Source organism: Geobacter pickeringii (assembly GCF_000817955.1).
Taxonomy (GTDB): domain Bacteria; phylum Desulfobacterota; class Desulfuromonadia; order Geobacterales; family Geobacteraceae; genus Geobacter; species Geobacter pickeringii.
Genome location: NZ_CP009788.1, coordinates 3,106,138 through 3,132,254 on the forward strand (window position 1 = coordinate 3,106,138; position 26,117 = coordinate 3,132,254).

26 protein-coding genes are annotated in these 26,117 nt (G+C 64.1%); 4 read left to right on the top strand and 22 right to left on the bottom strand.

The annotated features are described in order from the left end of the window. Window positions 1–14 precede the first annotated feature (14 nt). Window positions 15–1,172 (bottom strand): class I SAM-dependent methyltransferase, encoded by a 1,158-nt coding sequence (locus GPICK_RS14095; RefSeq protein ID WP_039744214.1) that lies wholly within the window; start codon window positions 1,170–1,172, stop codon window positions 15–17. 238 nt (window positions 1,173–1,410) lie between these two features. Here GPICK_RS14095 and GPICK_RS14100 point away from each other — a divergent pair, with 238 nt between their 5' ends. From GPICK_RS14100 to GPICK_RS14110, 3 genes are all read left to right on the top strand, one after another. Continuing rightward, window positions 1,411–2,169, top strand: a complete 759-nt coding sequence (locus tag GPICK_RS14100; protein WP_039744215.1) for a substrate-binding domain-containing protein — start codon at window positions 1,411–1,413, stop codon at window positions 2,167–2,169. A gap of 67 nt (window positions 2,170–2,236) precedes the next feature. Next, entirely contained in the window at window positions 2,237–3,001 is a 765-nt protein-coding gene (locus GPICK_RS14105; protein WP_039744216.1) for a substrate-binding domain-containing protein, read from the top strand. 60 nt (window positions 3,002–3,061) lie between these two features. Continuing rightward, window positions 3,062–5,512: a methyl-accepting chemotaxis protein gene (locus GPICK_RS14110; protein ID WP_039744218.1), complete on the top strand. Its 2,451-nt coding sequence runs from the start codon at window positions 3,062–3,064 to the stop codon at window positions 5,510–5,512. Window positions 5,513–5,633: 121 nt separating this feature from the next. Here the strand turns inward: GPICK_RS14110 and GPICK_RS14115 are convergent, their stop codons facing one another. The 4 genes from GPICK_RS14115 to GPICK_RS14130 form a co-directional block, all read right to left on the bottom strand. Continuing rightward, window positions 5,634–6,194 (bottom strand): C-GCAxxG-C-C family (seleno)protein, encoded by a 561-nt coding sequence (locus tag GPICK_RS14115; RefSeq protein ID WP_084201448.1) that lies wholly within the window; start codon window positions 6,192–6,194, stop codon window positions 5,634–5,636. Between the two features lie 15 nt (window positions 6,195–6,209). After that, window positions 6,210–6,458, bottom strand: a complete 249-nt coding sequence (locus GPICK_RS14120; RefSeq protein WP_039744221.1) for a hypothetical protein — start codon at window positions 6,456–6,458, stop codon at window positions 6,210–6,212. 81 nt (window positions 6,459–6,539) lie between these two features. After that, window positions 6,540–9,305: a sensor domain-containing protein gene (locus GPICK_RS14125; RefSeq protein WP_236685579.1), complete on the bottom strand. Its 2,766-nt coding sequence runs from the start codon at window positions 9,303–9,305 to the stop codon at window positions 6,540–6,542. A 124-nt stretch (window positions 9,306–9,429) separates the two neighbouring features. Next, window positions 9,430–10,443, bottom strand: coding sequence for a helix-turn-helix transcriptional regulator (locus GPICK_RS14130; RefSeq protein ID WP_039744222.1), 1,014 nt, complete (start codon window positions 10,441–10,443; stop codon window positions 9,430–9,432). 243 nt (window positions 10,444–10,686) lie between these two features. On the opposite strand from GPICK_RS14130, the gene GPICK_RS14135 reads away from it, so the two are divergent. Then, window positions 10,687–11,727, top strand: coding sequence for a cytochrome-c peroxidase (locus tag GPICK_RS14135; protein ID WP_039744224.1), 1,041 nt, complete (start codon window positions 10,687–10,689; stop codon window positions 11,725–11,727). 201 nt (window positions 11,728–11,928) lie between these two features. On the opposite strand, the gene flhB is transcribed toward GPICK_RS14135, so the two are convergent. From flhB to fliG, 17 genes are all read right to left on the bottom strand, one after another. After that, entirely contained in the window at window positions 11,929–12,987 is a 1,059-nt protein-coding gene (gene flhB / locus GPICK_RS14140) for a flagellar biosynthesis protein FlhB (RefSeq protein WP_039744226.1), read from the bottom strand. Between the two features lie 7 nt (window positions 12,988–12,994). Beyond that, the gene (gene fliR, locus GPICK_RS14145) at window positions 12,995–13,789 is read right to left on the bottom strand and encodes a flagellar biosynthetic protein FliR (protein WP_039744228.1); all 795 of its coding nucleotides are present in this window, start codon (window positions 13,787–13,789) and stop codon (window positions 12,995–12,997) included. A 24-nt stretch (window positions 13,790–13,813) separates the two neighbouring features. After that, window positions 13,814–14,083: a flagellar biosynthesis protein FliQ gene (gene fliQ / locus GPICK_RS14150; RefSeq protein WP_039744229.1), complete on the bottom strand. Its 270-nt coding sequence runs from the start codon at window positions 14,081–14,083 to the stop codon at window positions 13,814–13,816. Between the two features lie 9 nt (window positions 14,084–14,092). Beyond that, the gene (gene fliP, locus GPICK_RS14155) at window positions 14,093–14,845 is read right to left on the bottom strand and encodes a flagellar type III secretion system pore protein FliP (protein WP_039744230.1); all 753 of its coding nucleotides are present in this window, start codon (window positions 14,843–14,845) and stop codon (window positions 14,093–14,095) included. Window positions 14,846–14,864: 19 nt separating this feature from the next. Then, entirely contained in the window at window positions 14,865–15,359 is a 495-nt protein-coding gene (fliO, locus tag GPICK_RS14160) for a flagellar biosynthetic protein FliO (RefSeq protein ID WP_039744232.1), read from the bottom strand. Continuing rightward, window positions 15,356–15,673 (bottom strand): flagellar motor switch protein FliN, encoded by a 318-nt coding sequence (gene fliN / locus GPICK_RS14165; protein WP_039744235.1) that lies wholly within the window; start codon window positions 15,671–15,673, stop codon window positions 15,356–15,358. The genes fliO and fliN overlap by 4 nt, the downstream gene beginning before the upstream one ends. Next, a complete protein-coding gene (fliM, locus tag GPICK_RS14170; protein WP_039744237.1) occupies window positions 15,670–16,653 on the bottom strand; it encodes a flagellar motor switch protein FliM in 984 nt (327 codons plus the stop codon). Before fliM ends, fliN begins: the two co-directional genes overlap by 4 nt. A 24-nt stretch (window positions 16,654–16,677) precedes the next feature. Next, window positions 16,678–17,214 (bottom strand): flagellar basal body-associated FliL family protein, encoded by a 537-nt coding sequence (locus tag GPICK_RS14175; RefSeq protein WP_039744239.1) that lies wholly within the window; start codon window positions 17,212–17,214, stop codon window positions 16,678–16,680. A 482-nt stretch (window positions 17,215–17,696) separates the two neighbouring features. Further along, window positions 17,697–18,956, bottom strand: a complete 1,260-nt coding sequence (gene flgF, locus GPICK_RS14180; RefSeq protein WP_039744241.1) for a flagellar basal-body rod protein FlgF — start codon at window positions 18,954–18,956, stop codon at window positions 17,697–17,699. A gap of 144 nt (window positions 18,957–19,100) precedes the next feature. After that, entirely contained in the window at window positions 19,101–19,487 is a 387-nt protein-coding gene (locus tag GPICK_RS14185) for a TIGR02530 family flagellar biosynthesis protein (protein ID WP_039744243.1), read from the bottom strand. 7 nt (window positions 19,488–19,494) lie between these two features. Further along, entirely contained in the window at window positions 19,495–20,148 is a 654-nt protein-coding gene (locus tag GPICK_RS14190; protein WP_039744246.1) for a flagellar hook assembly protein FlgD, read from the bottom strand. A 19-nt stretch (window positions 20,149–20,167) separates the two neighbouring features. After that, window positions 20,168–21,676 carry a flagellar hook-length control protein FliK gene (locus tag GPICK_RS14195; RefSeq protein ID WP_039744248.1) on the bottom strand — a complete coding sequence of 503 codons (1,509 nt, stop codon included), beginning with the start codon at window positions 21,674–21,676 and terminating at the stop codon, window positions 20,168–20,170. 181 nt (window positions 21,677–21,857) lie between these two features. Next, complete coding sequence (locus tag GPICK_RS14200; protein ID WP_039744251.1) at window positions 21,858–22,403, bottom strand: MotE family protein; 546 nt, start codon at window positions 22,401–22,403, stop codon at window positions 21,858–21,860. Beyond that, the gene (gene fliJ, locus GPICK_RS14205) at window positions 22,403–22,846 is read right to left on the bottom strand and encodes a flagellar export protein FliJ (protein ID WP_039744253.1); all 444 of its coding nucleotides are present in this window, start codon (window positions 22,844–22,846) and stop codon (window positions 22,403–22,405) included. Before fliJ ends, GPICK_RS14200 begins: the two co-directional genes overlap by 1 nt. A gap of 60 nt (window positions 22,847–22,906) precedes the next feature. After that, the gene (gene fliI, locus GPICK_RS14210) at window positions 22,907–24,238 is read right to left on the bottom strand and encodes a flagellar protein export ATPase FliI (RefSeq protein ID WP_039744256.1); all 1,332 of its coding nucleotides are present in this window, start codon (window positions 24,236–24,238) and stop codon (window positions 22,907–22,909) included. Continuing rightward, entirely contained in the window at window positions 24,225–25,130 is a 906-nt protein-coding gene (locus GPICK_RS14215) for a FliH/SctL family protein (protein ID WP_039744258.1), read from the bottom strand. Before GPICK_RS14215 ends, fliI begins: the two co-directional genes overlap by 14 nt. Continuing rightward, the gene (fliG, locus tag GPICK_RS14220) at window positions 25,117–26,109 is read right to left on the bottom strand and encodes a flagellar motor switch protein FliG (RefSeq protein WP_039744260.1); all 993 of its coding nucleotides are present in this window, start codon (window positions 26,107–26,109) and stop codon (window positions 25,117–25,119) included. The genes GPICK_RS14215 and fliG overlap by 14 nt, the downstream gene beginning before the upstream one ends. Window positions 26,110–26,117: the final 8 nt, after the last annotated feature.

Genomic DNA, 26,117 nt, shown 5'->3' on the forward strand with positions numbered 1-26,117 from the left:
CCGCGACCGGGCTGTCAAAAGAGCTGCCCCCACTCCCGCATGCAGAGCAGCCGCGGGTTCTCCACCCCCTTCGCCTGCACGAGGACCTTGAAGGTGTCCCCCATCCCCCCCTCGGGAAGGACGAGCTTCTTGAGGGTGAGGCGGATCCTGAGGCGCTCCTCCTCGGTGGTTGCGGCCGCCTCCAGCGCCATCATCTCCTCCATCATCCCCGCCGCCACGAGGAAGCGGTACTGCTCGCCGTACCACGCCTTCTTCAGCCCGAGGGCTTCCCCCTCCGCCATGAGGGAGGTAAAGTCGACGTGGCTCGTCATGTCCTGCCTGCCGACCCGGACGTAGAGGTCCTCCTCGATGGTGTGGCGCCAGTAGCAGAGCAGCGTCCCGTTGCGGCGCATGGGGCCGTACAGCTCGGGGGCCAGGTAGCCGTAGTCGATGGTCAGGACGAAGCCCCGCTCGAGGGCCGTCGCCACCGATCCGAGCCAGCGGAGCGCATTGAGGTTGATCTCCGCCCGGTGTCCCGGATCGAGAGTGATGCCGAGGCGCGCCAGGTATCCCTCCAGCTCCGGCGTGGAAGGAGGCTCCAGGACCTCGGCGAACCGGTCACCGTCGGCGACCACGAAGACCTCCCGCACCCCCGCCGGCGTCATCTCCACCAGGTGGACCGGGAACGAGTCGATGAGTTCGTTGGAATAGAGGCAGCCGGTGAAGCGCAGGCGCCCTTCGGCCAGGTCGGCGGGGGGGCTCCAGGAGAGCCTCGGGAGATGGTCGGCGAGCAGGGTCCGCTGGACCTCCGCCAGGGAGGGCTCCGCTTCCACCAGCCGGAAGGAGAGGAGTTCGTAGAACTCGGCGTTCAGCTCGCGGATCGCGTCGAGGACATCCTTCGCCAGCTGGCCGTGGCCGGCTCCCACCTCCACGGCGTCGAAGGAGGCGGGGCAGCCCATCACCTCCCACATCCGGCAGATCTCCCGCGCGATGAGCCGCCCGAAGACCCGGTGGACGTTGATGCTCGTATAGAAATCCCCCTCGGCCCCCACCTTGCGGCCGGGAGAGGTGTAATAGCCGAGCCCCGGCTCATAGAGGCAGGCGGTCATGAACTCCACGAAGGGAATCCGCCCCTTTTCCAAAATCCGCTTCCGGATAACGCCGCGAAGGGCGCTGTCGTCCACCTGTTCCACGAAAACCTCCCGAAAAAATTCCACTTATAGTGGAAGGGCGCGGTTTTGTCAATGGCGCCCCCGGCGCGAAGAACGGCATCCCTCGCATTGGCGTGCGGAGGCCCGGGGCCCCACCTTCTATCCCCTGGGGATGAGCCATAGAAACTCTTAATTTCGTCTCAAGAACCAGACAAATCGACCGATACGAAACAGTATACGCATTCCCATAACTAACCCGACCCCATACGGAGGTAACGCCATGAAAAGGATCATCGCCCAGATTTCCGCGTTCTGCATCGGAGCTGCCGCAACCCTGGCCTGGGGTGCCGACGAAATCAAGGTCGGCGCCGGCGCCGCCCCTGTCGAAAATGTGTTGAAACCGGTCAGCGCCCCTTTCGAGAAGGCGACGGGAATCCGGCTCTCCGTCATTGCCAACGGCCCGAAGAACGCCCTCACCGACCTGGACCGCGGAGCCGTCGACGCCGCGGCCGCCGGCCTCTCCTTCCCGGACTGGATGGCGCTCATGAAAAAGGAGGGCGCCGGGGTCAAGGACCCGTCGGTCTATCGCTCCACCGTCATCGGCAAGGACCGGATCGTTGTCATCGTCCATAAGGACAACCCGGTGAAGGAGCTCTCCAAGGAACAGCTCAAGGGGATCTTCACCGGCAAGATCGACAACTGGAAGGGGGTGGGCGGCCCGGACTCTCCGATTATCGTCGTCTGGGGGAAACTGGTCCCGGGGACCAACAGCATGTTCACCAAGGCGATGCTCGACGGGGAAGCCGTGCTGAACGACGTGCTCGAAACGACCACCGCCGCGGAAATCAAGGTGAACGTGGCTTCCAATCCCCCAGCCATCGGCATCGGCCCTGCCGCCATCGTCGACGGCAGCGTCCGTGCCCCCAAGACGCCGGAAATTTCCCGCGACATCGTCCTGGTGACCAAAGGCGCCCCGTCCACCACGGTCCGGAGGCTGCTCGACTTCATCACGGGGGAAGGACAGAAGTACGTAAAATAACCGACAACGGTTCCTCCCGCTCGGGAACCAAAGTCAGGATAATCACTCAACCCAGGAGGATGGAAGCATGCCACAGCAGATGATGCGTTTGATGGCGGGACTGTTATTGATAATGACGGCGGCAGCCGGTGCGCATGCCGAAGAAATGAAGGTAGGCGGCGGTGGCGCCCCCGTCGACTGCATCCTCAAGCCGGTCAAGGAGCATTTCGAAAAGGCCTCCGGCATCTCGCTCAATCTCGTTTACAGCAGCGCCACCATGTCATTCAGGCAGCTTGTGAACGGAGAGCTTGACGCGTCCACCGCCGGACTCCCCTATGCCGATCTCCTCGCGGCAGCCCGGAAGGAAAATATCATCGTCAACGACCCCGCCGCCTATATCCCGACGACCATCGGCAAAGGGAAAATCTACACCATCGTCCATCGGGACAACCCGGTGAAGGAGCTCTCCAGGGAGCAACTCAAGGGGATCTTCACCGGCAAGATAACCTCCTGGAAGGAAGTCGGCGGGAGCGACGCCCCGATCATCGTGGTCCTCTCCAAAATCAACCCCGCAACCAACGCCGCATACCGGAAGCTCGCCTTGGATGACGCGCCCTACTCCACCGACATCCTCGATGCGGGACGTTTCGAGGACCTGCGCGACAAGGTGGCATCGACCCCCGAAGCCATCGGCTTCGGCCCGGTTACCATGCTTGACGGGACGGTTAAAACGGTCGGCACCCCCGAATTTTCCCGTCCGATAATCCTGATAACAAAGGGAAAACCGTCGCCGGCAGCGCAAAAGCTCATCGATTTCATCACGGGTGAGGGGCAGAAGTACGTAAAGGAGTGACCCTGACGGGCAGCACGGTACGCGCTGCCCACTACCGCACAATGCTTACGGGGTTCTTTCATGACCATCAAAACCAAGCTCATCCTCAACGTCATCACCGTCATCCTGATTGTCGCCGCCGTGGCCGCCACGAGCATTATCGGCATGGGGTCCGTCAGCAACCGCCTGCACTACCTGACGGAACGGAGCACCCCCTTCCAGATGCGCACGGTGGAATTCCAGCGGGCAATCCAGGGGGCGACGGCCGACCTGATCAAGGTCGGTGCCTCCCGGGACCGGAACGAATTCAAGGCCGCCCGGGCCGAAGCGGAAAAGTCGCTGGCGGAGGTCGCCACCGACCAGGGCGCGCTGCAGGCCCTCGCCGGAGAGAGCATCATCACGGCATACGACCAATTGAACAGCATCGCCCGGGAACTTTTTTCCGTTACCGACGGGAGACTGACGGCTGACGAGGATGCCGTGAACGCCGACCGGGTGATCACGGAAAAAATGCGGGAGGCCAGCGCCCGCCTGAAGGAACTGGACAGCAAGATCAAGGGGCTGCAGGTGACTGCCGCATCGTCCTACACCCGCTCGATGGACGACACCAGGAACGTATCCGCCCGGGTGAGGAACGTCGAAGCGCTGAAACTGACGCTGAAGGATTTCCAGCTCGGCTTTCTGGAGGCGGCAAAGGCCCAGAACAGGAAAACGGTCCTCATTGCCCAGGGGAAGTGCAATTCGGCCATGAACAAGGCGCTACAGAATGAGCTCCTGAAAACATCCCCATCCATCGCGGCAGACATCCGGCAGATGAGCATCAAAGTCCCCGAATATCTGAAGGCCCATTCGGCCATCGTCGGACAGGCCGGAGCGGACACCACGCTCCGTGACGGCCTGGCAGCGGAGGTGACGGACAAGCTGAGCGCCGTTATCCTTGCCGTCGAGCAGGAAGGGGCCATGGCATCGGACAGCTTTTCGTCGGAGACCCGCAAGCAGTCGTCGTTTTTCGGCAACTCAACCCTTGCCACGGCCATTCTGGCAAGCAACTCGGAGCTCCTCTCCCTCGGCCTGAGCATCGAGGGGCTCTCGTCCCGCCTCTTCAACGTCTCCTCCGCCAAGGAGCTCGATCTGATCGAGGCCGAACTGAAACGGGACTTTTCACGGAGCACGGTGGTCAGAAACGACCTGGCCAGGTCACTGGCGAAACTGAATGCCCGGAAAGAAGCGGTCATCCTCCGCAACACGGAAGGGGCCCTGGCCAGCATCAACAACCTCCTGTTCGTCAAGGACGGGATCATCTCGAAGATCCGGGGCCGGCTCGAAATGGATGCGAAGGCTGCGGCCGCCACGGGAAAACTCCGCGACATCGTGCTCAAACAGGCGGAAAAGGGGAAACAGACCGTCTCCGTCGCCCAGGGCGAGCAGGAAAAGGCCATCGCCACCGTCAACCGGATGGTGAAATTCAGCACCCTCCTCATTGCCGCCATCAGTGCGGGCGCCGTCCTTTTCGGCATCATCTTCGGCTTCTGGATCTACCGCTCCATCGCCGGGCCGCTCACCCAGCTGATCAACGCATCGGGCAAGGTTTCCGAGGGGGACCTTGCCTGCATCCTGGCCACCGACCGCAAGGACGAAATCGGCAGGGTGGAAACGGCCATGGCGGCCATGGTCGCCAACCTCCGCGATATGGTCGGGAAGATCCGCGTTGCCACGGAAAACCTTGCCTCCAGTTCCGAAGAGCTTTCGGCCACGGCCGGCGCCATGGAGGTGGGCTCCCGGGAGCAGACGATGCAGATCGAGCAGTCGGCCACCGCCATGACCCAGATGTCCCAGACCACGGAGGAGGTTGCCCGCAACTCCGGCGACACCTCCGAAGCCGCCGTGAACATGAAGAAGGTCGCCGAAGAGGGACGGGAAGCCATGCACGGCACCATGCAGGAACTGGAGCACTTTGCCGAGACGGTGCGGGAATCGGCTAAAAAGGTGGAAGTGGTGGGGACCCAGTCGGAGAAGATCAACGACATCGTGGCGCTCATCAAGGACATCGCCGACCAGACCAACCTCCTGGCCCTCAACGCCGCCATCGAAGCGGCCCGGGCCGGGGAGCAGGGGCGCGGCTTCGCCGTGGTGGCCGACAGCGTGCGGCAGCTGGCGGTGCGGACCACCGAAGCGACCAGCGAGATCGGCGCCACCATCAGGGAGATGGAGGCGAGCATCGGCGACTCGGTCAGCTACATGCAGGAGGAGCGGGAATCGGTATCAAAGGTGGTGCAGCACGTTAAAAATACCCTCGGCAACATCGACGCCATCGTCACCTACGTGGAGCAGGTGACCGACATGGTCCAGCGGACCGCCGTGGCTGCCGAGGAGCAGTCGGCCTCCACCGGCGAGGTGTCACGGACCATGGAACGGATCTCCGCCATCACCCATGAACTGCAGAGCTCCTTCAGCGACGTCAGGAACTCATCCTCGGACCTCTCGCGCCTTGCGGTGGAACTGAACGGCATGGTGGGATGGTTCAGGGTTTAGGGGTAGATCTTTTCGTCGGCATCGAGCCGTGAAAACGGAGCTCTGAACGGGGAGAGACGCAAAAGGGACGGTCTATTGGGCCGTCCCTTTCGCATTCAGCGGGCAGATGAGATGTTTGCCGTCACTTCGTGTGATCGTCGTGGCAACTGAGGCAATCCATCTGCCCCTTCGCGTTGTCGGCCGCCTTGGGGCCGTGGCAGCTCAGGCAGCTCTCGGTTTCCGGGGAGAGTTTTGCCGCCAGTGGCTTGTACTTCCCTTCGGCGTATGCGTTGAGCATCACCATCGTCTGATAGACCGTCTCGGCGGCGACTTTCGCGCAGCGGTCCTTCCGCTCCTTCGCGTGATAGGAAGAATTCGCCGCCACCATCCAGCCGGAGACCGAGGTGTGGCAGAGGGGAGAAACGGCAACCTTCTGCACCTGGTTCTTGTAGGTGGCGATGGCGTCGAACCGCTGGGTCGGAAATGAGCACTGGCTGTACCAGGAGATCAGATCCGTCAGGATTTTCGTGTGCGAATTCTCCTTGTCCATGGCCGCGAGGTTGATGATGGCACCGCACGCGCCGATGGAGCCGCAGAGGGTTCCCTGCAGGGCATAGCCGCCGGCGGCGTGGTGGAACATGTCGTCGGGAAGGAGGGTATACGGGAAGCCGATCTTTTCTTTCAGAAGGCTGAGGACCCCCAGCCAGGCACCGCTCCCTCAGCCACCCTTGGCGTGGTAGTTGTGAAAGGTCCTCTTCCCGGCCTCCATCGGATCCATCTTCAGCCACGGCCACGGCAGCGGAGGTGGCGTTCCGGGGGCAGCTTCCTTGGCGCCGGTGACGGACGCAATGGCCCCCCCGGCCAGCACCCCTCCCACGGCAACGATGCCTGCCGCCGTAATGAATCCCCGTCGTGACATGCTGCCCGTCACGCGCTCCGTGCTTTCTTCATCTGGTTTTTCCTTCATGGCGACCTCCTTTTCTCCTTTTTTATCGCCCGGCATTCCCCATACCGCACCGGGGAATCCGGGCCCTGCCAACCGGCACTGTCAGGGGCAATTACCGGCACAGCAGCGAACCTCCTTCCCCATGAGGCAGGTTCCGGCGGCGTTCGGGTCGGCGTCCGCGTAGCGGCGCAGATCGAGCTCTTTCCCCTCCCGGAGGAGGAGGGCGAAATCCTCGGCGGAGACCGGCCGGCTGAAGTAGTACCCCTGCATCTCCTCGCAACCGTGGCGGCAGAGGAAATCCATCTGCTCCAGCGTCTCCACCCCCTCGGCGATGGTCTTCATGCCGAGGCCGTGGGCCATGGTGATGATGGTCCGCACCAGGGTCGCGTCGTCCGCGTCGCGGCAGAGGTCGCGCACGAACGACTGGTCGATCTTCAGGTTGCCGATGGGGAAGCGCTTCAGATAGCTCAGTGACGAGTAGCCGGTGCCGAAGTCGTCGATGGCGACCTCGATCCCCATGGCCGCCAGCTGGCGCAGGACGTCGGCGGACCGCTCCGCCTGCTGCATGACGAGGCTCTCGGTGAGCTCCAGCTCCAGCCACCGGGGGTCGAGGCCGGTATCCGCCAGCACCGCGGCCACCATCTCGATCAGGTTCTCCTGCCGGAACTGCCGGGCCGAGAGGTTCACCGCCACCCGCAGCGGCGGCAGCCCCGCCTCCTGCCAGAGACGGTTCTGGGAGCAGGCGGTCCTGAGCACCCACTCCCCCAGCGGCACGATGAGCCCCGTCTCCTCGGCCAGGGGGATGAAGCGGGCCGGCGAGACGAGCCCCATCTCCGGATGGTTCCAGCGCACCAGCGCCTCCACCCCCGATACCCGCCCGGTCCGCAGGTCGACCCGGGGCTGGTAGTGGAGGAGGAACTCCTGCTGCTTCACCGCCCGGTGGAGGCTCGTCTCCAGGGCGAGCCGCTCGAAGACCCGGGTGTTCATCTCCTCCGAGTAGAACTGGTAGTTGTTCTTCCCCTGCTCCTTGGCGTGGTACATGGCGGCGTCGGCATTCTTGAGGAGCGCGTCCACCGTCTCGCCGTCGGTGGGGAAGATGGCGATGCCGATGCTGGCAGTGATGTAGATCTCGTGCCCCATCAGCTGGAGCGGCGTGGCAAAGACGTCGAGAATCTTCTTGGCGACGATGACGACATCCTGCACCTCCCGGACGTTGGGAAGGACGACGATGAACTCGTCGCCGCCGAGGCGCGCCACCGTGTCCCCTCCCCGCACGCAGTTCCTGAGCCGGTTGGCCACCGCCTTGAGGAGCATGTCCCCCACCGTGTGCCCCAGGGTGTCGTTGACCTTCTTGAAGTTGTCGAGATCGAGGAACATGACGCAGAGCGGGGTCCGGCGGCGGAACGCCTCCAGGGCCAGGGCCTGGGCGAGCCGGTCCTGGAGGAGGTTGCGGTTGGGGAGGCCGGTGAGGGGGTCGTGGGTCGCCTGGTAGACGAGCTGCTCCTCGTAGCGGCGATGCTCGGTGATGTCGTTCATGACCCCGATGTAGTTGGTCACCGCACCGTCGCGGTCGCGCACGGGGGCGATGAAGAGCTCGTTCCAGAAGAGGCTGCCGTCCTTGCGGTAGTTGCGGAGCACGAAGTAGCCGTCGCGGTGCTCCTGGAGGGTCTGGGCGAGCTTCTTGAGCTCCACCTGGTCCCGGTCGTCCCCCCGGAGGAAGCGGGGGTTCTGCCCCAGCACCTCATGGACGCCGAAGCCGGTCATCCGCTCGAACGCCGGGTTGACGTAGATGATGGGGTTGTCGGTCCCGGTCACGTCGGTGATGATGACGCCGTTCAGGGTCGACTCGATGGCCCGCTTGAGGAGGACCAGGTTCTGCTCGTCCTGCTTGCGGGTGGTGATGTCGGAGATGATGGTCATGATCCCCGTGACGGAACCGGAGGCGTCGAAGGTGGGGGCGGACGAGACGCTCGCCGTGATGAGCGAGCCGTCCCTGCACTGCCGCTGGACCTCCTGGTCGGTGAAAATCCCTCCTCCCAGCACCTTTCCCTTGAGGACGGCGTACTCTTCACGCCGCGCCTCGGGGATGGCGGGATAGGGACGCCCCACCACCTCCTCGGCCCGCCAGCCGAAGATCTGCTCCGCCGCCCGGTTCCAGAGGGAGACGTTTCCCCCGCGGTCCATGGCGATGATGGCGTGGGGCGAGGCCTGGATCAGGGCGTGGAGCCGTTCGTTCGTCTCATGGAGCCGCGCGTCGCTCTCGACCCGCTCGGTCATATCGCGGACGATGCCGATGAACGTCCAGGCCCCCTCCACCAGGACCCGGCTCACCGAGAGATCGACCGGGAAGCGGGTGCCGTCGCGGCGAACCCCCGCCACGCCGTACGAGATGCGGCACTCCTCCCGCTCGCACGTGGTCAGGGTCGTAAACGGAAAGTATCCCCCCTCCGCCTCCCTGCCGGCCAGGAGCTGCTCGATCCCCATCCCGACCAGTTCCTCCACCCCGTAGCCGAACATCCGCTCCGCCGCCGGATTGCCCGAGACGATCCGGCCGTCGTGACCGAAGCTGACCACCCCGTCGGCCAGGTTGTCCAGCAGGTTTTCCGCATGGGAGGCGGCGGTGAAGGCGACGCCGCGCAGCGGGCTGACGATGGAGCTCCAGATGAAGGGCCCTCCGAAGAGGATGAGCAGGGTACCGTCCAGCATGGTGAGCCACGCATAGTTGCATCCCTTCGCAACCAACGGCAGAAAAGACATCACGAGGGTATCGATGGTGAAGAGGATCAGGAGCAAAACGACGAACTGCTTCAGGGCGGAGGGGAGGTAGTGACGGATCTTGCGGGGGACCTGCGCCAGCGGCATTGCCATGCTCCAACGCGCCGACTGTGAGGGGATACGGTATGACCCGCCGCAACCACGCGCGATACGAAATGGGGAACTCTCTTGTTCTCGTATCGGCGGAAAGGATTAAAACTTTAGGACAACGGCCCCGTCACGGCGGCGAAACGGGGATCTGCCGATACCGCTCGGCCATGGCCGCGGCGATCGCCCCCATCTCCTCCCGCAGGCAGGCCGGCTCCAGCACCTCGGCATGGGCGCCGTAGGAGAGGAGCCAGGAGACGATCTCCATCCGCCCCCCCGCGGTGAAGGAGAGGAGCACGCTTCCGTCGGCCTCCTCGCGCACGCTCTGGCTCGGGTGCCAGAGCCGGTCGCGGATGGCGTGGGCGATGGCGGGAGCGAAGCGGACCGTGACGGCCAGCGGCTCCTCGTCGACGATCCCGAAGGCACCCTTCAGGCGGTCGCCGGGGCGGTAGTCATCGGGGATCTCGAACCGCTCCTTCAGCAGCTCCACCCCGGCGATCCGCTCGGCGGCGAAGGTCCGGAGCGCCTTGCGGTTGTGGGCGTAGCCAAAGAGATAGAGCCCCCCCTTGTAGAAGATGAGGGTGTAGGGGTCCACCGCGTAGGTGGTGGAGCGCCCCTTCCCCGGCGCCCGGTACGTGAGCCGGAGTCGGTACTGGTAGATGAGGGCGTCGCGGATCGTCGTGAGCGATCCGGCCACCCGGCCATAGTCGCGCCGTCCCTGCAAAAGCGGCAGCGACACCTCGGCGATCCGCTCCATGTGGGCCGCGTAGCGGGGGGGGAGGACCGATCCGATCTTGCGGAAGGCCGCGTCGAGATCGTCGCGGAAGGGGGTGCCGTCGAGGAAGTGGAGCTGGGAGCGGAAAAACGACAGGGCCACCAGTTCCTGGAGGGTGAAGGTGACGGGGGGGACGTCCTTGAAGCGGGTGAGGAAGCGGTAGACCTTGCGGCCGGTCAGCCATTCGGAGACCAGGGGGTACCCCGCCTCGTGGATGGCGTTCAGGTCGCGGTGGACGGTGCGCCGGTCAACGCCGGTCTCCTCGGCCATCTCCTCGATGGTGACCCCGTGGCGCGCCTCGATGAGGCGGATCAGATCGTGGACCCGCCCCGCCTGGGAGTACTTCTTCGCCGGCTTTCCCTTCTGCATCCGCCATCCTCCCGCAAACGGCCGGCTCTTGTCCGGCTCTCGCGCCCCCATACTACCCCACCTCGCCTCCGCGGTAAACCCGATTAGCGGCAACCGTCTGCGGCGGAACCGGCACCGCCCCCCCCGGAGAAAACGGACCGGCGGCGTATTCGGCGGGACCGGGGACAAGCGACGGTTTTCATAACGGGAATTTCGGGTACACTTGATTCGGCCATACTACATTTTGACAGCAAGGAGGACGACATGAAGGCGAACACGGTCTCGTGGGCTCTCATCCTCGCCTGTTCGGCGGGAGCCGCCTGGGGGAAGGAAGATGTCATGAAACGGGCGCAGGGGCTGTTCAAGCCGATCCCCGACAAGGCCCCGGCCATGAAGGGGAATCCGGCGAACCCGGCCAAGCTGGAGCTGGGAAAGATGCTCTACTTCGACCCGCGGCTCTCGGCTTCGCAACTCATCAGCTGCAACACCTGCCACAACGTGGGGCTCGGCGGCGCCGACCTACAGGAGACCGCCATCGGCCACGGCTGGCAGAAGGGGCCGCGCAACTCCCCCACGGTGCTGAACGCCGTCTTAAACATCGCCCAGTTCTGGGACGGGCGGGCCGAGGACCTGGCGGCCCAGGCCAAGGGGCCGGTGCAGGCCTCGGTGGAGATGAACAACAAGCCCGACCAGCTCGTGGTGACCCTCAAAAGCATCCCCGGCTACCAGCCGCTCTTCCGGAAGGCGTTCCCGGCCCAGTCCGATCCGGTCACCTTCGACAACGTGGCTCGGGCGATCGAGGTCTTCGAGGCGACCCTCCTCACCCCCGGCGCCCCCTTTGACGCCTACCTCAAGGGGAACCGCAGGGCGATCTCGGCCCGTCAGGAGGAGGGGCTGCGGCTCTTCATCGACAAGGGGTGCGGCGCCTGCCACGGCGGCGTCAACATGGGCGGCACCGGCTACTTCCCCTTCGGCGTCCGCGAAGAGCCGGCGGCCGACGTCCGCCCCCCCGCGGACACCGGCCGGTTCAAGGTGACCAACACCGCCGCCGACAAGTACGTCTTCCGCTCCCCGAGCCTGCGCAACGTGGCGATCACCCAGCCCTACTTCCACTCCGGCAAGGTCTGGAAGCTGAGCGACGCCGTGAAGATCATGGGGAGCGCCCAGCTCGGCATCAAACTGACCGACGACGAGGCCGGCACCATCACCGCCTTCCTCGACACCCTCACCGGCAAGCAGCCGAAGGTGGTCTACCCGATCCTCCCCCCCAACGCCGACGGCACCCCCCGGCCGGTGACGAACTGAGCCGGACGAAAGAAAGGCCGGAGCAGATGCCCCGGCCTTTCCCCTTTTCAATGCCTCCCGCGATAACAATTAATTGACACTGCCGTTGCATCGCGTTCGTATGTGCGTCAGATTTGGCTGCGACGATTGAGCGCAACCGCAGGCGTAGCCCAAGATTGCGCGAGTGAGGAGCGGCCGAAGATGGCGTGCAGACGGACGCGACTACATCTTCCCTTTGAGGCTGTAGACGTAGGCTAACACCTCCGCCACCGCCGCATAGAGGCTCTCGGGGATCGGCTCCCCCTCCTTGACCTGGGCGTAGAGCTCCCGGGCGAGAAAGCGGTTTTCCACGAGCATGACGTTGTGCTCGCGGGCCATGGCCTTGATGGTCTGGGCCATGTGGTCGGCCCCCTTGGCGAGGACCACCGGCGCCGCCATGGTCTCGCGCTCGTACTTGAGGGCGATGGCGAAGTGGGTCGGGTTGGTGACGACCACGTCGGCGGTGGGGATCACCTGCCGCAGCCGGCGGCGGGCGGTTTCCACCTGCATCTGGCGGATCTTCCCCTTGAGTTGCGGGTCACCCTCCGACTCCTTGTGTTCGTCCTTCACCTCCTGCTTGGTCATCTTGAGGTTCTGGATGAAACGCCACTTGATGAAGGCGAGGTCCAGGGCACCGAGAACCAGGAGCACCCCGCAGGTGTGGAGAACGATCTTGAAGGCGAGATGCTTCATGAGCTCCAGCGTGCCGGCGATGTCGGTCTCGGTCAGATAGATGATCCCGTCCAGTTCGTCCCGCAGGATCCGGTAGGCCATGTAACCGACGATGGCGATCTTCAGCACCGCCTTGACCATCTCCACGAGGGAATCCTTGTTGAAGAGCTTGCCGAAGTTCTCCACGGGGTTGAGCTTTTCGAACTTGAATTCGAGCCGTTCGGAGTTTATGGAGAACCCCACCTGGATCGTGGTGGTACAGATGCCGACGATGATGACCACCAGCATGAACGGCGCGAGAACGCTCAGAATGACGAGCAGGAGCTTGATGAGGAGGTGCTGGACGCTCGATTCGGTGAGCTGATAGGTCCCCATGGAGCCGAGAAGATCGGCACTGGTCTGCTTGAGGGTGGAGAACATGAAGCCGCCGGTGGAGTAGAGGGTGACCATGGCGGCGATGAGCGTGACGGTGGAGGTGAGGTCCCGGCTGTGGGGAACCCCCTTCTTCTTGGCCTCATCCAGCTTCTTCGCTGTCGGCTGTTCTGTTTTGGAATGTTTGTCCTCGGACATGGTGGCCCTACCCCGTCCCCATGAGCTTCATGATGGTCTTCAGTTGGGGGCCGAGGGTGTCGAAGGCCCCCTGCACGGAGTGGAGGAAGAAGTAGAGGGAGAGGCTGAGGATGATGAAGCCGATGCCGATGTTGAGCGGCATGCTGACGAAGAAGACGTTCATCTGGGGAAAGGAGCGGGCCATGATGCCGAGGACGACGCTCGTGGCGAGGAGGGCCACCATCACCGGGGCGGCCAGCTTCACCGCCAGGATGAAGACCTGCCCCAGGGTGACGATGAGGAATTTCATGAGTCCGTCGCTCATGTGCCATGAGCCGAGGGGGAGGACACTGAAGCTTTCGACCAGGGCCGCGATGAAGACGTGGTGGACGCCGAGGGTGATGAAGAGGAGCGTCGCCATCATCTCCTGGAAGATGGAGATGATCGACTGCTGCCCCCCCTGGCTCGGGTCGAATTCCGTCACCATGGAGAGGCCGATCTGGACCCCCACGATCTGGCCGCAGAACTCCACCGCGGCGAAAACGATGAGGGAGAGGAGCCCGAGACTGATCCCCACCAGGGTCTCCCGGACCACGAGAATGCCGAGGCCGAGCATGTCCCCCGGCAGTTCGGGGGCCTTCATCCTGACGATGGGATAGCAGACGAAGGTCATGGCGACGACGACGAGGGCCCGGATGTTCATCGGCACCCGCCGCCCGCCGAAGAGGGGGATCGACGAGAAGATACCCGCCATCCGCCCCATGACGAGGGCGAAGAAGGCGACGTCGTTCGGCGTCGGAAATGGTGTGGTCAGGGGGAACATAGTCTGGGGCCAGGAACCGGCCTTTTACTGTCTCATGGTGGCGATCAGGGCGTATATCTCCCGCGTGAAGTCGCTCATGTAGCTCATCATCCATGGGAAGAAGATGACCAGCGCCACCATGACGGCGATGATCTTCGGCGCGAAGGCCAGGGTCGCCTCCTGGATGGAGGTGACCGCCTGGAAGATGCTGATGAGGAGCCCCACCACGAGGCCGGCGATGAGAAGGGGGGCCGAGAGCATGAGGGTCACTTCGAAGCTGCGGCGGGTGAGCTGGACGACGAGGTCGGGATTCATGGTCTCCTCCTACCCGAAACTCTTGATGAGGGAGCCGATCACCAGCCCCCAGCCATCCACGAGGACGAAGAGCAGGATCTTGAACGGCAGTGCGATCATGACCGGCGGGAGCATCATCATCCCCATGGACATGAGGACCGAGGCGACCACCATGTCGATCACGAGGAACGGGATGAAGACCAGGAAGCCGATCTGGAAGGCGGTCCGCAGCTCCGAGATCATGAAGGCCGGGATGAGGGTGAGGGTCGGGATGTCGTCGGCGTTGCGGGGCCGGGGCATCTTGGAGAGGTTGAGGAAGAGCGCCAGATCCTTCTCCCGGGTCTGGGAGAGCATGAACTTGCGCATCGGCACCATGGCCCGCTTCATCGCCTCGTCCTGGCTGATCTGGGCCGCCCGGTAGGGCTGGATCGCCTGGGTGTTCACCTGCTGCCAGACCGGGCTCATGACGAAGAAGGTGAGAAAGAGCGACAGGGCTACGATGATCTGGTTCGGCGGCGCCTGCTGGGTGCCGATGGCCTGGCGCAGGAACGAGAGGACCACCACGATCCGGGTGAAGGAGGTGGTCATCATGATGAGCCCCGGCGCCAGGGAGAGCACCGTCATGAGGAAGAAGATCTGGAGGACGGAGGAGACGTCTCCCGGCTTGGAGGCCTTTCCCACGCCGATGCTGAGGGTGGGGATGCCGGCGGGCTCTACGGCCAGGACCGTCGGGACGCAGACAAGGATCAAAAGCGCGGATATGAGAAAAACGCGTTTCAGCATGGAGACACCATCCGTGGTGTTAGGATTGGCGCAGGGGGGAGCGGGGCGCGTCGGCCCGTCCCTGCTTCATCGTCGCGAGCCGGGCGGCCACGGCGTCGAGCTTCCCCTGGAAGAGCATGGCCAGCGGCGGGCGGGCGGGTTCCTCGTCCACCACCTCGATCTCTTCCAGGATGTCGATCTGTTTGATGAAATTGAGCCGGTCGCCGCTGGAGCCGAGGAGAAGGAACTCTCCCCCCACCTCCACGAGGACCAGGGACTTCTTCGGCGCCAGGTAGCGGGTCTCCACGACCCGGATATGCCGCTCGGCGACACGCTGCGCCCCACCCACCCGGAACAGGCGATTGGAGAGGTAGTAGACGAGGTAGATAATGCCGAGAACCAGCGCCAGGGAGGCGAGCATCTGGAGGAAGGCCCCCATCATGCTGAATCCTCCCCCAGCCAGCTGCTGATCCGCCGCCAGAGCCGAAGCGGCGGGGATGAGCGCAGTGGCGGCGAGCGCCGTGAGGGATCTCACAGCACCTTCTCCACCCGCTCGTTGGGGCTCACGATGTCGACGAGGCGGACGCCGAACTTCTCGTTCACCACCACTGCCTCGCCGCGGGCCACGAGCTTGGAGTTGACGAAGACGTCGAGGGGCTCCCCCGCCAGCTTGGTCAGCTCCACCACCGCCCCCTGGCTGAGCTGCAGGACGTCCTTCACGAGCATCTTGGTCCGGCCGAGTTCGACAGTGAGCTGCAGCGGGATATCGAGTATGAATTCCAGACTCTTCCGGTCGAGGTCTTCGGTGCCCGCCCCGTCCTTCACTTCTTCCTTTTCGAGGTCGCTCACTGCGCTCTCCCTTTACCGTTGATAGCGGCGATCTGGATCGCCTTGTTGCCGTGCCGCAGCCCCGGCGTGCCGGAAAATTTCTCGACCCCCCCCACCTTCACCCGGAGGTTGCTGGTGCAGGGGGTGTCAAGCATGATGGTATCGCCGGGGGTCAGATTGAGGAGGTCGTCGAGGCTGATGACTGCCCCACCCACCTCCACCGAGACGCCGAGGGGGGCCTCCAGGAGCTCCCGCGACAGCCGGTACGACCACTGGGGGTCGATGGCCATCATGTCGAACTGGGTGCCGGACTTGAGCTTCTCCCTCACCGGCTCGATGGTCATGATGGGGACGGCGAAGACCATCTTCCCCACGATCTCGTCGATCTGGATCTGCATCTCCATCGTCACCACCTGGTACTCGGGGGGAACGATGTTGACGAGCCGGGGGTTCATCTCCATCCGGAGCAGGCTCATCTTCGTGGCGTAGAGCGGGGCCCACGCCTTCTCCAGATCGGCGAGGGCGTCCTTCACGATCTTCGAGACGAGCTTCAGCTCGATGGAGGTGAACATCCGGTTGGTGCTCGGCAGCGCCGAGGTGCCGGTGCCGCCGAGGATGCAGTCGACGATGGTGAAGACCAGGGTGCTGTCGAAGGCGATGAGCGCCGCCCCCTTGAGGGGTTCGGCCTTGTAGATCGCCATGGCGACCGGCGAGGGGAGGGTCTGGATGAAGTCGTCGAACTTGTAGGAACCGGCCCCCATCTTCTTGATCTCGACGATGCGCCCGAGACGGTTCGACAGGGTCCCCCGCTGGTAGCGGATGAAACCGTCGTAGATGATGTCGAGGTTGGGGATGTTCCCCTTGGCCTCACTGTTGAAGAGATCATAGGAGTGAACGGCGGCCCCTTCCGTCTTCGCCAGCTCCTTGTCGGGCTCGATCTTCCCCTCGAAGACGGCTGCGAGCAGCGCCTCGATCTCCTGTTTGGTGAGGATTTTCTCCATGGTGCTCTTTCGCTCCGCTACCGTTTATTGCACCACGAAATCGGTGAAATAGACCTTGTTCACCTTGCCCGGCGGCAGGATCTTGTTCACGGCAACCATGATCTCGTCGCGCAGCTGGTTTTTCCCCTGGAGGTCCTGCACGTCCTGGAGGGTCTTGGTGGTGAGAAGGACGAGAATCGCATCGCGCAGCGGCGCCTGGCGGGCCTCGATGTCAGCCTTCGCGGCGGGGCCGGCGGTTTCGAACTCGATCTTCGTCCGGAGGTAGCGGATCTCCTGGCCGTCATAGATATTGACGATGAACGGCTCCATGGCAAAGATGTTGGCCGCCGCGCCCCCCTTCTCGCCCTCCTTGCCGCCGTGGCCTCCCCCTTCCTTCCCGGCCTCGGCCTTCTGCTCCACCTTCGCCTCGGCCTCGCCTTCCTTCCCCTTCTCCTTCTTCCCACCCCCCATGAAGACCACGGCAAGGGCGATCACCACCACGGCCGCAGCCCCGATGATGATAAAGAGTTTCTTGTTGTTCTTGGGCGCGCCTTCGGCAGGCGCCTTCTCGTCGGAAGCCATCAGCTCCTCCTTTTATTTTTGGTGAATATGGAAGTACACGATGTGGTGCAACGAAGCCTGTTGTTGCAACCGAAGTGCCAGAACTGGAATCATGCGTCAGTTGAGGGTGATTGTGGCAAAAACGGAGTAAAGACGGGGAGCTAGGAAGGGAGATGGGGAAGCCGGCCCGCGACAATGGTGTCGGCACACCGGCAGGGGGAGGGATAACGGGGAAACACAGATCAAATTATTGACACGGGCTCATACCCCGAAAATGGCCTTCGCAGCACGAAAACGGCCCGTCAGCACCATGCTGCAGACGGGTACAATGACCCCGTTGCCGGCTCCTGTCAACTATCCGTCACCCCCCCTCACCCGGCGGGAGAGGGTATGAGTTCACCCCTCGCCCCAGGGGAGAGGGGCAGAGGTGAGGGGAGAAGAGATGGTGACCGCGGCACCGGAAAAAAGCGGGGGACCGTTACCGGTCCCCCGCGATCCTTCTGTTACCGCTTGAGGCCGAGGACTTCCTGCAGCATCTCGTCGGCGGTGGTGATCGTCTTGGAGTTGGCGGAGTAGCCCCGCTGGGTGGTGATCATCTTGACGAACTGGGCCGCCATGTCGACGTTGGACTGCTCCAGGGAGTTGGAGAGGATCTTGCCGACCCCCGGGGTCGCCGCATTGGAGAGCATCGGCTGGCCGGAGGCGAGGGTCTCCTCGAAAAGGCTTCCTCCTGACTTGGAGAGGCCGTCATTGGACGAGAACTTGGCGAGGGCCACCTGGTAGAGTTTCTGGAGCTGGCCGTTGGAGTAGACGCCGTTCACGTACCCCTTGTCGTCGATGGTGACCTTGGTGAGGGTCCCCTGGTAGTAGCCGTCCTGGGTCTGGGAGGAGACGATGGAGGCGCTGGCATACTGGGTGGTGGCGCCGACGCCGAGGTCGAACAGGACCGGCTGGGGAACGGTGGAACCGTTGGCGAAGGTGATGTTCTGGGCCGTGCCGGCCGTCGGGGTCTGGGCGGTGAGGGCGCCGGTGCTGCTGAAGGCCAGGGTGCCGTTGATGGGGGTGGTGACGCTCCCCGGAGTACCGGCGGTGGCGTCGGGGATGATGACGTGCCAGTCCCAGGCGTTGGCCGCAGTCTTGCGGAAGTAGGCGGTGGCCGTGTGGGCATTCCCCAGGGAGTCGTAAACCGAGAGGCTGGTGGAGAAGTTGGAGGTCGCCACCGGGTTGGTCGGATCCCAGGGGAGGGCCGGCGTGGTCTGGGTGGAGTCGAGGTTCACCACCATCTTCACGTTGGCGGTCTGTTTCGGGGGGGTGGAGGCAAAGCTGGTCAGATTGATGGCCCCGAGAACCCCGTTGGACTGGCCGGTTCCGGGGATGATCCCGTACCCCTGCACCTGGTAGCCGTCGGGATTGACGAGGACCTTGTCCTTGTCGAAGTTGAAGGCGCCGGCCCGGGTGTAGTAGCGACCGTTGCTGTTCTGCACCACGAAGAAGGAATCGCCCTGGATGGCGAGGTCGGTGGAGCTCTGGGTACTCTCGAAGGAGCCCTGGCTGAAATCGTTCTGCACCGCCTGGATCTGCACGCCGCGCCCGATCTGGGAGCCGCCGCTGATGGTGCTGGAGAGGACGTCGGAGAAGAGCATCCTCCCCGACTTGAAGCCGGTGGTGTTGACGTTGGAGATGTTGTTGCCGATGACGGACATCGCCTCGCCGTTGGCCGCGAGGCCGCTGATGCCCGTATACATTGCGGACGTAACGCTCATTGTGTTGCCTCCTCATGGCGGCAGCCGTTCGGCTGTCGCCGGGGTTGTACGGGACGCGTCAATCGGTCGGCGTCCCCGGGCCCCCTCGGAAGGTCCGGCCCGTTGTTGGTTGAAAGTCGCTGGCTGCCCGTCGCGAGCCGCCGGTTAAAAGACCACTGCGGAATCGATGTTCGTGAACACATTCCCCTGCATGCTTGCCCGGTCCATGGCAGTGATGACCGTCCGGTTCGTGACGCTCACCACCAGCGCGGCGTCCCCCATCATGATGAGCGATTCGCGCCCACCCTTCTGGGCCACGCTGTCAACCGCCCCCTCCAGCTTCCTGAGATCGTTCTCGCTGAGGCTGATCCCCCGCGCCCTGAGTCGTTCCTGGGCATGGCTGGAAAATTTGACCCCCTGTGCCGGAAGTTTTCCGTCGAGGATCCGGGCAAAGTCGCCTTTCTTCTCGCCCGTCTTCGGGGTCTGGGGCTGCGCCGGTTTCTGTCCCGGGTTTATGGGAAGTGGTTCGGGAAAAAAGATCTTGTCGATCATCCCAGAGTCACCCCTTTACCGAGAGTATTTTCGAGATCGGCACCGAAATGCCGCTGACCGTTATGGAAGGCTCCGACCCTTCGAGGGTCACTCCGTCCACCTTCCCGAGGAGCAGCGGGCTCCCCGAAAACTGCGTGCCGTCACTGTTGATGCCGGTAACGGTGACGGTGTAGCTGCCGGAGGGAAGGGAATTTCCACTGCTGTCCCTGCCATCCCAGGCCAGGGAGCCATCGCCCGCCGCCGTGGCGCCGAGGGTTATGGTCCGGACCGTCTTGCCAGTTGCGTCAGCAATGCCGACCTGCACCTGACTGGCATTGGCCGGGAGCCGGTAGCCAACGGTAGCTGCGCTTCCTGCGGTGAGATTCAGCTGGTCGCTGTCGGCCTTGATTGCCTTGCCGATGAACGAAACCGCCGAGAGGTTCGAGGCGCCGTTCATGGCGCTAAGAAGGCTCTGCAGGTTGGTGTTGGTGTTGTAGGCCTGCTCCACCTGGGTCAGCTGGGCCAGTTGCGCGATGAACTGGGAGCTGTCCTGGGGCTTGAGCGGGTCCTGGTTCTGGAGTTGGGTTATGAAGAGCTTCAGGAAGTCGTCCTTGTTCATGCCGGTCGACTTTTTCATGGCCGCAGCTGCTGCGGTCGTGTCGTTTGTTACGCCGGTAACCATTTCGTGTGCACCTCCTTTCCTAGAATCGGAGATCGACCAGGGAATTGTCCCGCCGGTCGGTGTAGTAGTAGTCTGAGTTCTGAGCCGTGACGACGGCGTCGTCCGGTGCCGGTCCGCTGCCGGAATGGCCGCGGTAGACACCCTGGCCTGCCTCCCTCCCCCCGCGGAAGAACTGGTCGAATCCCTGGCCGGTGCCGGTCGACACGTCGAAGCCGGACATGGTCAGGTTCTGCCGCGAAAAGTTGTCCTTCAGGGAGTCCAGGTTGTTGAGGAGGATATCCCGCACCTGGCTGTTTGCCGCCAGCACCTCAACCTTCACGTGCTGGTCGACCACCCGGACGTTGATCCGAAGCTCTCCCAGATCCACCGGATTGAGCCGGACCGTGATCTCGCCGTTGCCGTTCCCCTGGCGGGCCGCAATCCCTTCCTTCACCTGGGCCATGACACTGTCGTGCAGGGCCCGCGACGGCTCTGACGTCGTCGTGGCTTTGGTCGGCATGGAAGTTTCGAACCCCTTGGCACCCTCCTGAACGGGGGGCGAAATGGTGTGATCCTTAACTGCCACCGATTCCTTCCGGCTGCCGGAGTCGTGGTTCCCCGCCGACTGCTGTTCGCCGGCCTCGTCCTTGACGATTACCTCGACGTTCCGGAGCGTGGCACCCCCCCCGGAAACACCCTCCCGGGAAGCGGCAGGTGCTTCCCCTTCGGCTGCCTCCGCCGGTGCGGCATGGGCCGCGCGAAGCGGATGATCGGTTCCCCGCGCGATGGCGGGTATCCGGTCGGGATAGGCTGCGGCAGGACCGAGGGTCCGGACATCCTGCGGTTTAGGGAGCGATACGTCCTGGTTCGCCGGAATGCTCTCCATCGTCTGGAGTTCCGGCTGGTTCCCCACCACCTCCTTCTTCAGCGCCGTCGTATCGAGCGCCACCCGGAGGACCTCCACGTCGCCCTTGAGTACGGGCGGCGTCTCTGCGGCCGGCGGTGCCGAAACGGCTGGCGATGCCGGTTGCGCGGTCCCGGGCTGGGCCGATGCCGTCTCCGGGCCGAGGGCCGGGATCGGGGCAGCGGTTTTCGCCTCCCCCGCCGGAATGGCAAGGGGGACCGCCAGGGGGATGGGCAGTTCCGTCTTCGGGGTGACAACGGCGTTATCGGCCGTTTTCGGTGCGGCAGCGACCGCAGGGGTCGCCAGTGGTGCCGCGGAAGCGACGGAAGCCCCCTCCGGGAGCGGCAGGGACGGGAGCGTGACGAAGGGGGAGATCAGGGCGGTCTGGGCTGCTTGTACAGCCTGAGCGGCTGCGGTGGCACCCTCCTCGTCGGTGGTGCCGGTTTTCGCATCTTCGTGAGGAGCCGCGGAGGTGACGTCGGGAAGCGGTGCGGCGGAAGCGGCCTCGACGGGGCGAACAACCAGCCCGGCGAAGAGCGCGGCGAAGAGCGAGGAATCGGCAGTGGGAGCGGCAGGGGCTTCAGATGCGGCGCCGTTCGGCGATGTGGCCTGCGGAACGATCTGGAGCAACTGCATGATTTGCATTCTGTTTCACCTCCTTCCTTCGGTGGAATGGAACGCGGCTTTTCCCCAATCTCTGCGTTGATCTGCGGAACTCCTTGTGCGGCGTACAAAGAGTACGCCTCCGCGTCGTTCCTTGATCGCCTTGACCTTGGAAAAAATCCACGTTCCTGCGACGTATGTGGTTGTCAAAGAGCGAAAAAACCTACTTCGCCGCCATGTTCTGGCGGGTCCACTTCAGTGCCCGTTCCGGCTTGATGAGCGGCAGGAGTTTGGCGACCCGCTTCTGGTCCATCTCGTTCAGAAGCTCCAGGGCCTGCTCCTCGTCCATCTTGTCGAGGAGCTTCACCGCCTCGTCGGGCTTGAGGGCCTTGTAGACCTTGAGCATCTTCTGGTATTCGGTCTTCTGGACCTTCTTCCGGGCATCGAGGGACTGGTCGAGGGACGCCTTGGCCGCCTCCAGCTCCTTCACCCGGGCATCGAGGGTGGCGGCCAGGTTCTTGAGTTCCTGCTCCTTGATGGCGAGGGACGCCTCCCGGGCGGCGAGCTGCTGGCGCTTGATCTCCAGGGCGGCCGTTTCGCTGGCGGCCCCCTTGACGCCGGTGGCCGGCGCAGTCCCGTGGGGGGCCGGGTGCTTCGCCGCCTCGCTCCCCGCGGCCTGGACCGCGCTGGCGGGGGGAGAAGAGAGCGGCGGCGCGAGGAGGAGCGCCCCCGACGCCGCCAGAACCGGTATCCAGAAGGCAAGCCGCATCAGCGGGCGACCTTTTTCTGCACGGCAAGCTCTTCCAGGAATGCCCGCTCCTTCGCGGCCATCTCGCGCCGGAAGGCGAGCATCTGCTTCTCCTTCAGGAGCTCCAGGGCCTTCTTCTCCTTGGCGGCATCCAGGAGCACTTCCCGCTTCTCGGTCATCTCCCGGCCCAGGGTATCGACCTGAAGCCGCTGCGACTGAATGTCGCTCCTCTTTCTCAGAAAAAAGTCGCCGTACATCTGCAGTTCGCTGGCGGTAATCCCCGCCGCCTGCTTGTTGTTGTACTCCACCCGGGCCCGGTCGGCCTCGGCCTCGTGGCGGTCGAGAAGCTCCGTGGCGCTCTCGAACTCGCGCTTGGCGGTGGCGAACTCCACCTTGCGGACCTTCTCGACTTCCTTCCGGTAGTTAAGGACCTGCTGCAGCTGGAATCCCTGTTTGTGCATCATGGCAGTACTCCGAAAAACCCCTGATTCAGCGAGGATGTACCTTCACCCTCAAGACTGCAATCAGAGTGCCATCCCCTCGTCGAAGAGGTCGCCGAGGGCCTCCACCGCCTGCTCCAGCGAGACCCCGTCGTGGACCCCCTGCTTGAGGAAGCCGATCATCTGCTCCATCTTCGCCATGGCGTAGTCGATGGTCGGGTTCGACCCCGGCTTGTAGGCGCCGATGTTGATCAGGTCCTCCGCCTGTTTGTAGGCGGCCAGGAGCTCCTTGAAGCGCGAGGCGAAGACCTGCTGCCCCTTCTCGGTCACGTCCATCATGACCCGCGACGCGCTCCCCAGGACGTCGATGGGGGGATAGACGGCCCGGGCAGCCAGTTCGCGGTTGAGGAGGATGTGGCCGTCAAGGATGCTCCGCATGGCGTCGGAGATCGGCTCGTTGAAGTCGTCCCCCTCCACGAGCACCGTATAGAGGCCGGTGATGCTCCCGTCAAGGAAGTTGCCGGTCCGCTCCAGCAGCTTCGGCAGCGCCGCGAAGACCGACGGGGTGTACCCCTTGGTCGTGGGGGGTTCGCCGATGGCAAGCCCCACCTCCCGCATCGCCATGGCGAAACGGGTGGCGGAGTCCATCATCAGGAGCACCTTCTTCCCCTGGGCCTGGAAATACTCGGCGATGGTGGTGGCGATGTAGGCGCCGCGCATCCGGACCAGCGGCGGCTGGTCGGAGGTGGCGACCACCACCACCGATTTCTTGAGTCCCTCATCCTGGAGGTCCTTCTCGATGAACTCCCGCAGCTCCCGTCCCCGCTCGCCGATGAGGGCGATGACGTTGACGTCCGCCTCGGTGTAGCGGGCGATCATCCCGAGCAGTGTCGATTTTCCGACACCGGAGCCCGCCATGATTCCGACACGCTGTCCCTCGCCGCAGGTAAGAAGGCCGTTGATGGCCCGGATGCCGAGGTCGAGGGGGTTGCGGATGGGGCGGCGCTTCATGGGGTTCACAGGGTTGGCGTAGATCGGGTACTCTTCCCGGACCGCCAGGGGCCCTTTGTCGTCGATCGGCTCGCCGAGCCCGTCGATGACCCGTCCCAGGAGTCCCGGGCCGACGCCGAGGGATGCCTTCTTGCGCTTGACGGAGATGAGGCTCCCGAGCCCCACCCCCCGCAGTTCGCCCAGAGGCATGAGAAGGGTCTTGTTGTCGCGGAAGCCGACCACTTCGGCAGGGATCGGCTCCCCTTCGTGGGGATGGACGTGACAGAGGGTGCCGACGGCCGCGTCGGGGCAGTACCCCTCGATGACGAGCCCCACCACCTGGGTCACCTTGCCGTGGAACCGGATCGGCCGGACCCCTTCCACGGCGGAAAGATAGCGGGAGAAATCGACCCTATGCAGAGACATGGGACTTCTCCTCGTCCACCTTCACCCACTCTCCCGGCCCCTTGAACGGCGGGATGGCGTCATCGGGGATCGGCGGGACCTCCCCGAGCGGCTCCGGTTCCACCGGGGCCGGAGGCTGCGTCTCCACCGGCGCGCTCCGCTCCTCCAGGAGGGTGCGGTAGATCTCGTCGATCTGGGCCTCGATCCGGGCATCGACGGTGCCGGTGACGGTCTCCACGAGACACCCCCCGGCGCCGACGCTCTCATCGGAGGCGAGGGTGACGGGGGTCTCCTCGCCGAGCCCCGCCAAGTACTCCTGTCGGTTGGCGGAGACCAGCGCAAAGTCGGCGGGGTTGAGCCGGACCACCACCCGGTCGCGCTCGGCGCACCCCCCCACCGCCGCGGCGATGATGGCGGCGAGCACCGTCGGATCCTGGGCGATCTCCTGCTGGACGATCTTCCGGGCGATCATGACGGCGAGCTTGAGCAGATCCTCCTCGCTCTCCTTGAAGACCCGCTGCCGCAGCCCCGTCAGGGCCGAGACCCCTTCGCGCAGCGACTTGAATACATTGGCGAGCCCCCGCTCGGCCTGGCGTCGCCCCTCCTCCATTCCGTTGCGGTAGACCTCGTCGACCTTTGCCTGGAGCTCTTCCTCCGTCAGGACGATCATCCCCTCCAGATCGGGGAGGGGGGCGGCCGGCTCCTCCGATTCGGCTGCGGTCGCCGAAGCCGCGGGGGGAGGGAGCGCTGCCACGAGGGAGTGGGGGACGAAGCCGTCGGGACTCGGATCGAACTCCTGCTCTTCCGGCGGGGGGTGCGGCAGGGCGGCGATGGCGGCAAAGCTGTACCCCTGCACGGCAACGGCGTGCCGGTGGTCGGCCTTGATGATGCGGTTCCCCTTAGACGAGGACATCGTCGCCTCCGCGACCGGCCAGGACCACCTTCCCTTCCTCCTCCAGGCGGCGGACGATCTTGATGATCTCCGACTGGGCCTTCTCCACGTCGGAGAGGCGTACCGGCCCCATGACCTCCAGGTCTTCCTTGATCATCTCGGCGGCGCGGGACGAGATGTTGCGGAAGATCTTCTCCTTGATGTGATCGTCGGCGGTCTTCATGGCGAGGGTCAGGGTGTCGTTGGAGATCTCGCGCATGATCCCCTGGATCGAGCGGTCGTCGAGCTTGAAGATGTCGTCGAAGGTGAAGAGGTGCTTGCGGATGACATCGGCCAGCGGCGGGCTGATGACGTCGAGCTTGTCGAGGATCTGCTTCTCCTTGCTCCGGTCCAGGTGGTTGAACATGTCGACAACCTTTTCGACGCCGCCGACCTTGTAACGCTGGACCCCCCCCATGGCGGTCAGCTCCCGCTGGATCACCTCGTCGATGTCCTCGAGAATCTCGGGAGAGACCTGGTCGACGTCGGCGATCCGGAGCACCACCTCGGCCTGGAGCTCCTGGGGGAGCATGGAGATAATCTCGCTGGTCTGCTTGGCCCGCAGCTTCGCCAGGATGACGGCGATGGTCTGGGGGTGCTCCTGGGAGAGGAAGTTGGCAATGGTCTTCGCGTCCAGGTTCGCCAGGATGTCGACCATGTCGCCGAAGCTGGAGGTGCTGATCTCCTTGAGGAGAAGCTCCGCCTTCTGGGGCCCCAGGGTCTGCTCCAGGATCTTGCGGACGAACTCCTCCCCCTGGGAGAAGATGCCGGTTTCCGGGTTGGTCACGTTGGTGAATTCCGCCACCACCTCCTGGATGACCGAGTGGGGGACATGGCCGAGTCGCGACATGCTCCGGGAGATCTTCTTGATCTCGGAGTCGTCCATGTGCTCGAAGACCCCTGCGGTTGCCTCGGGGCCAAGGTAGAGGAGGAGTATGGCAGCCTTATCTGCTCCGTCCATGGAATTAG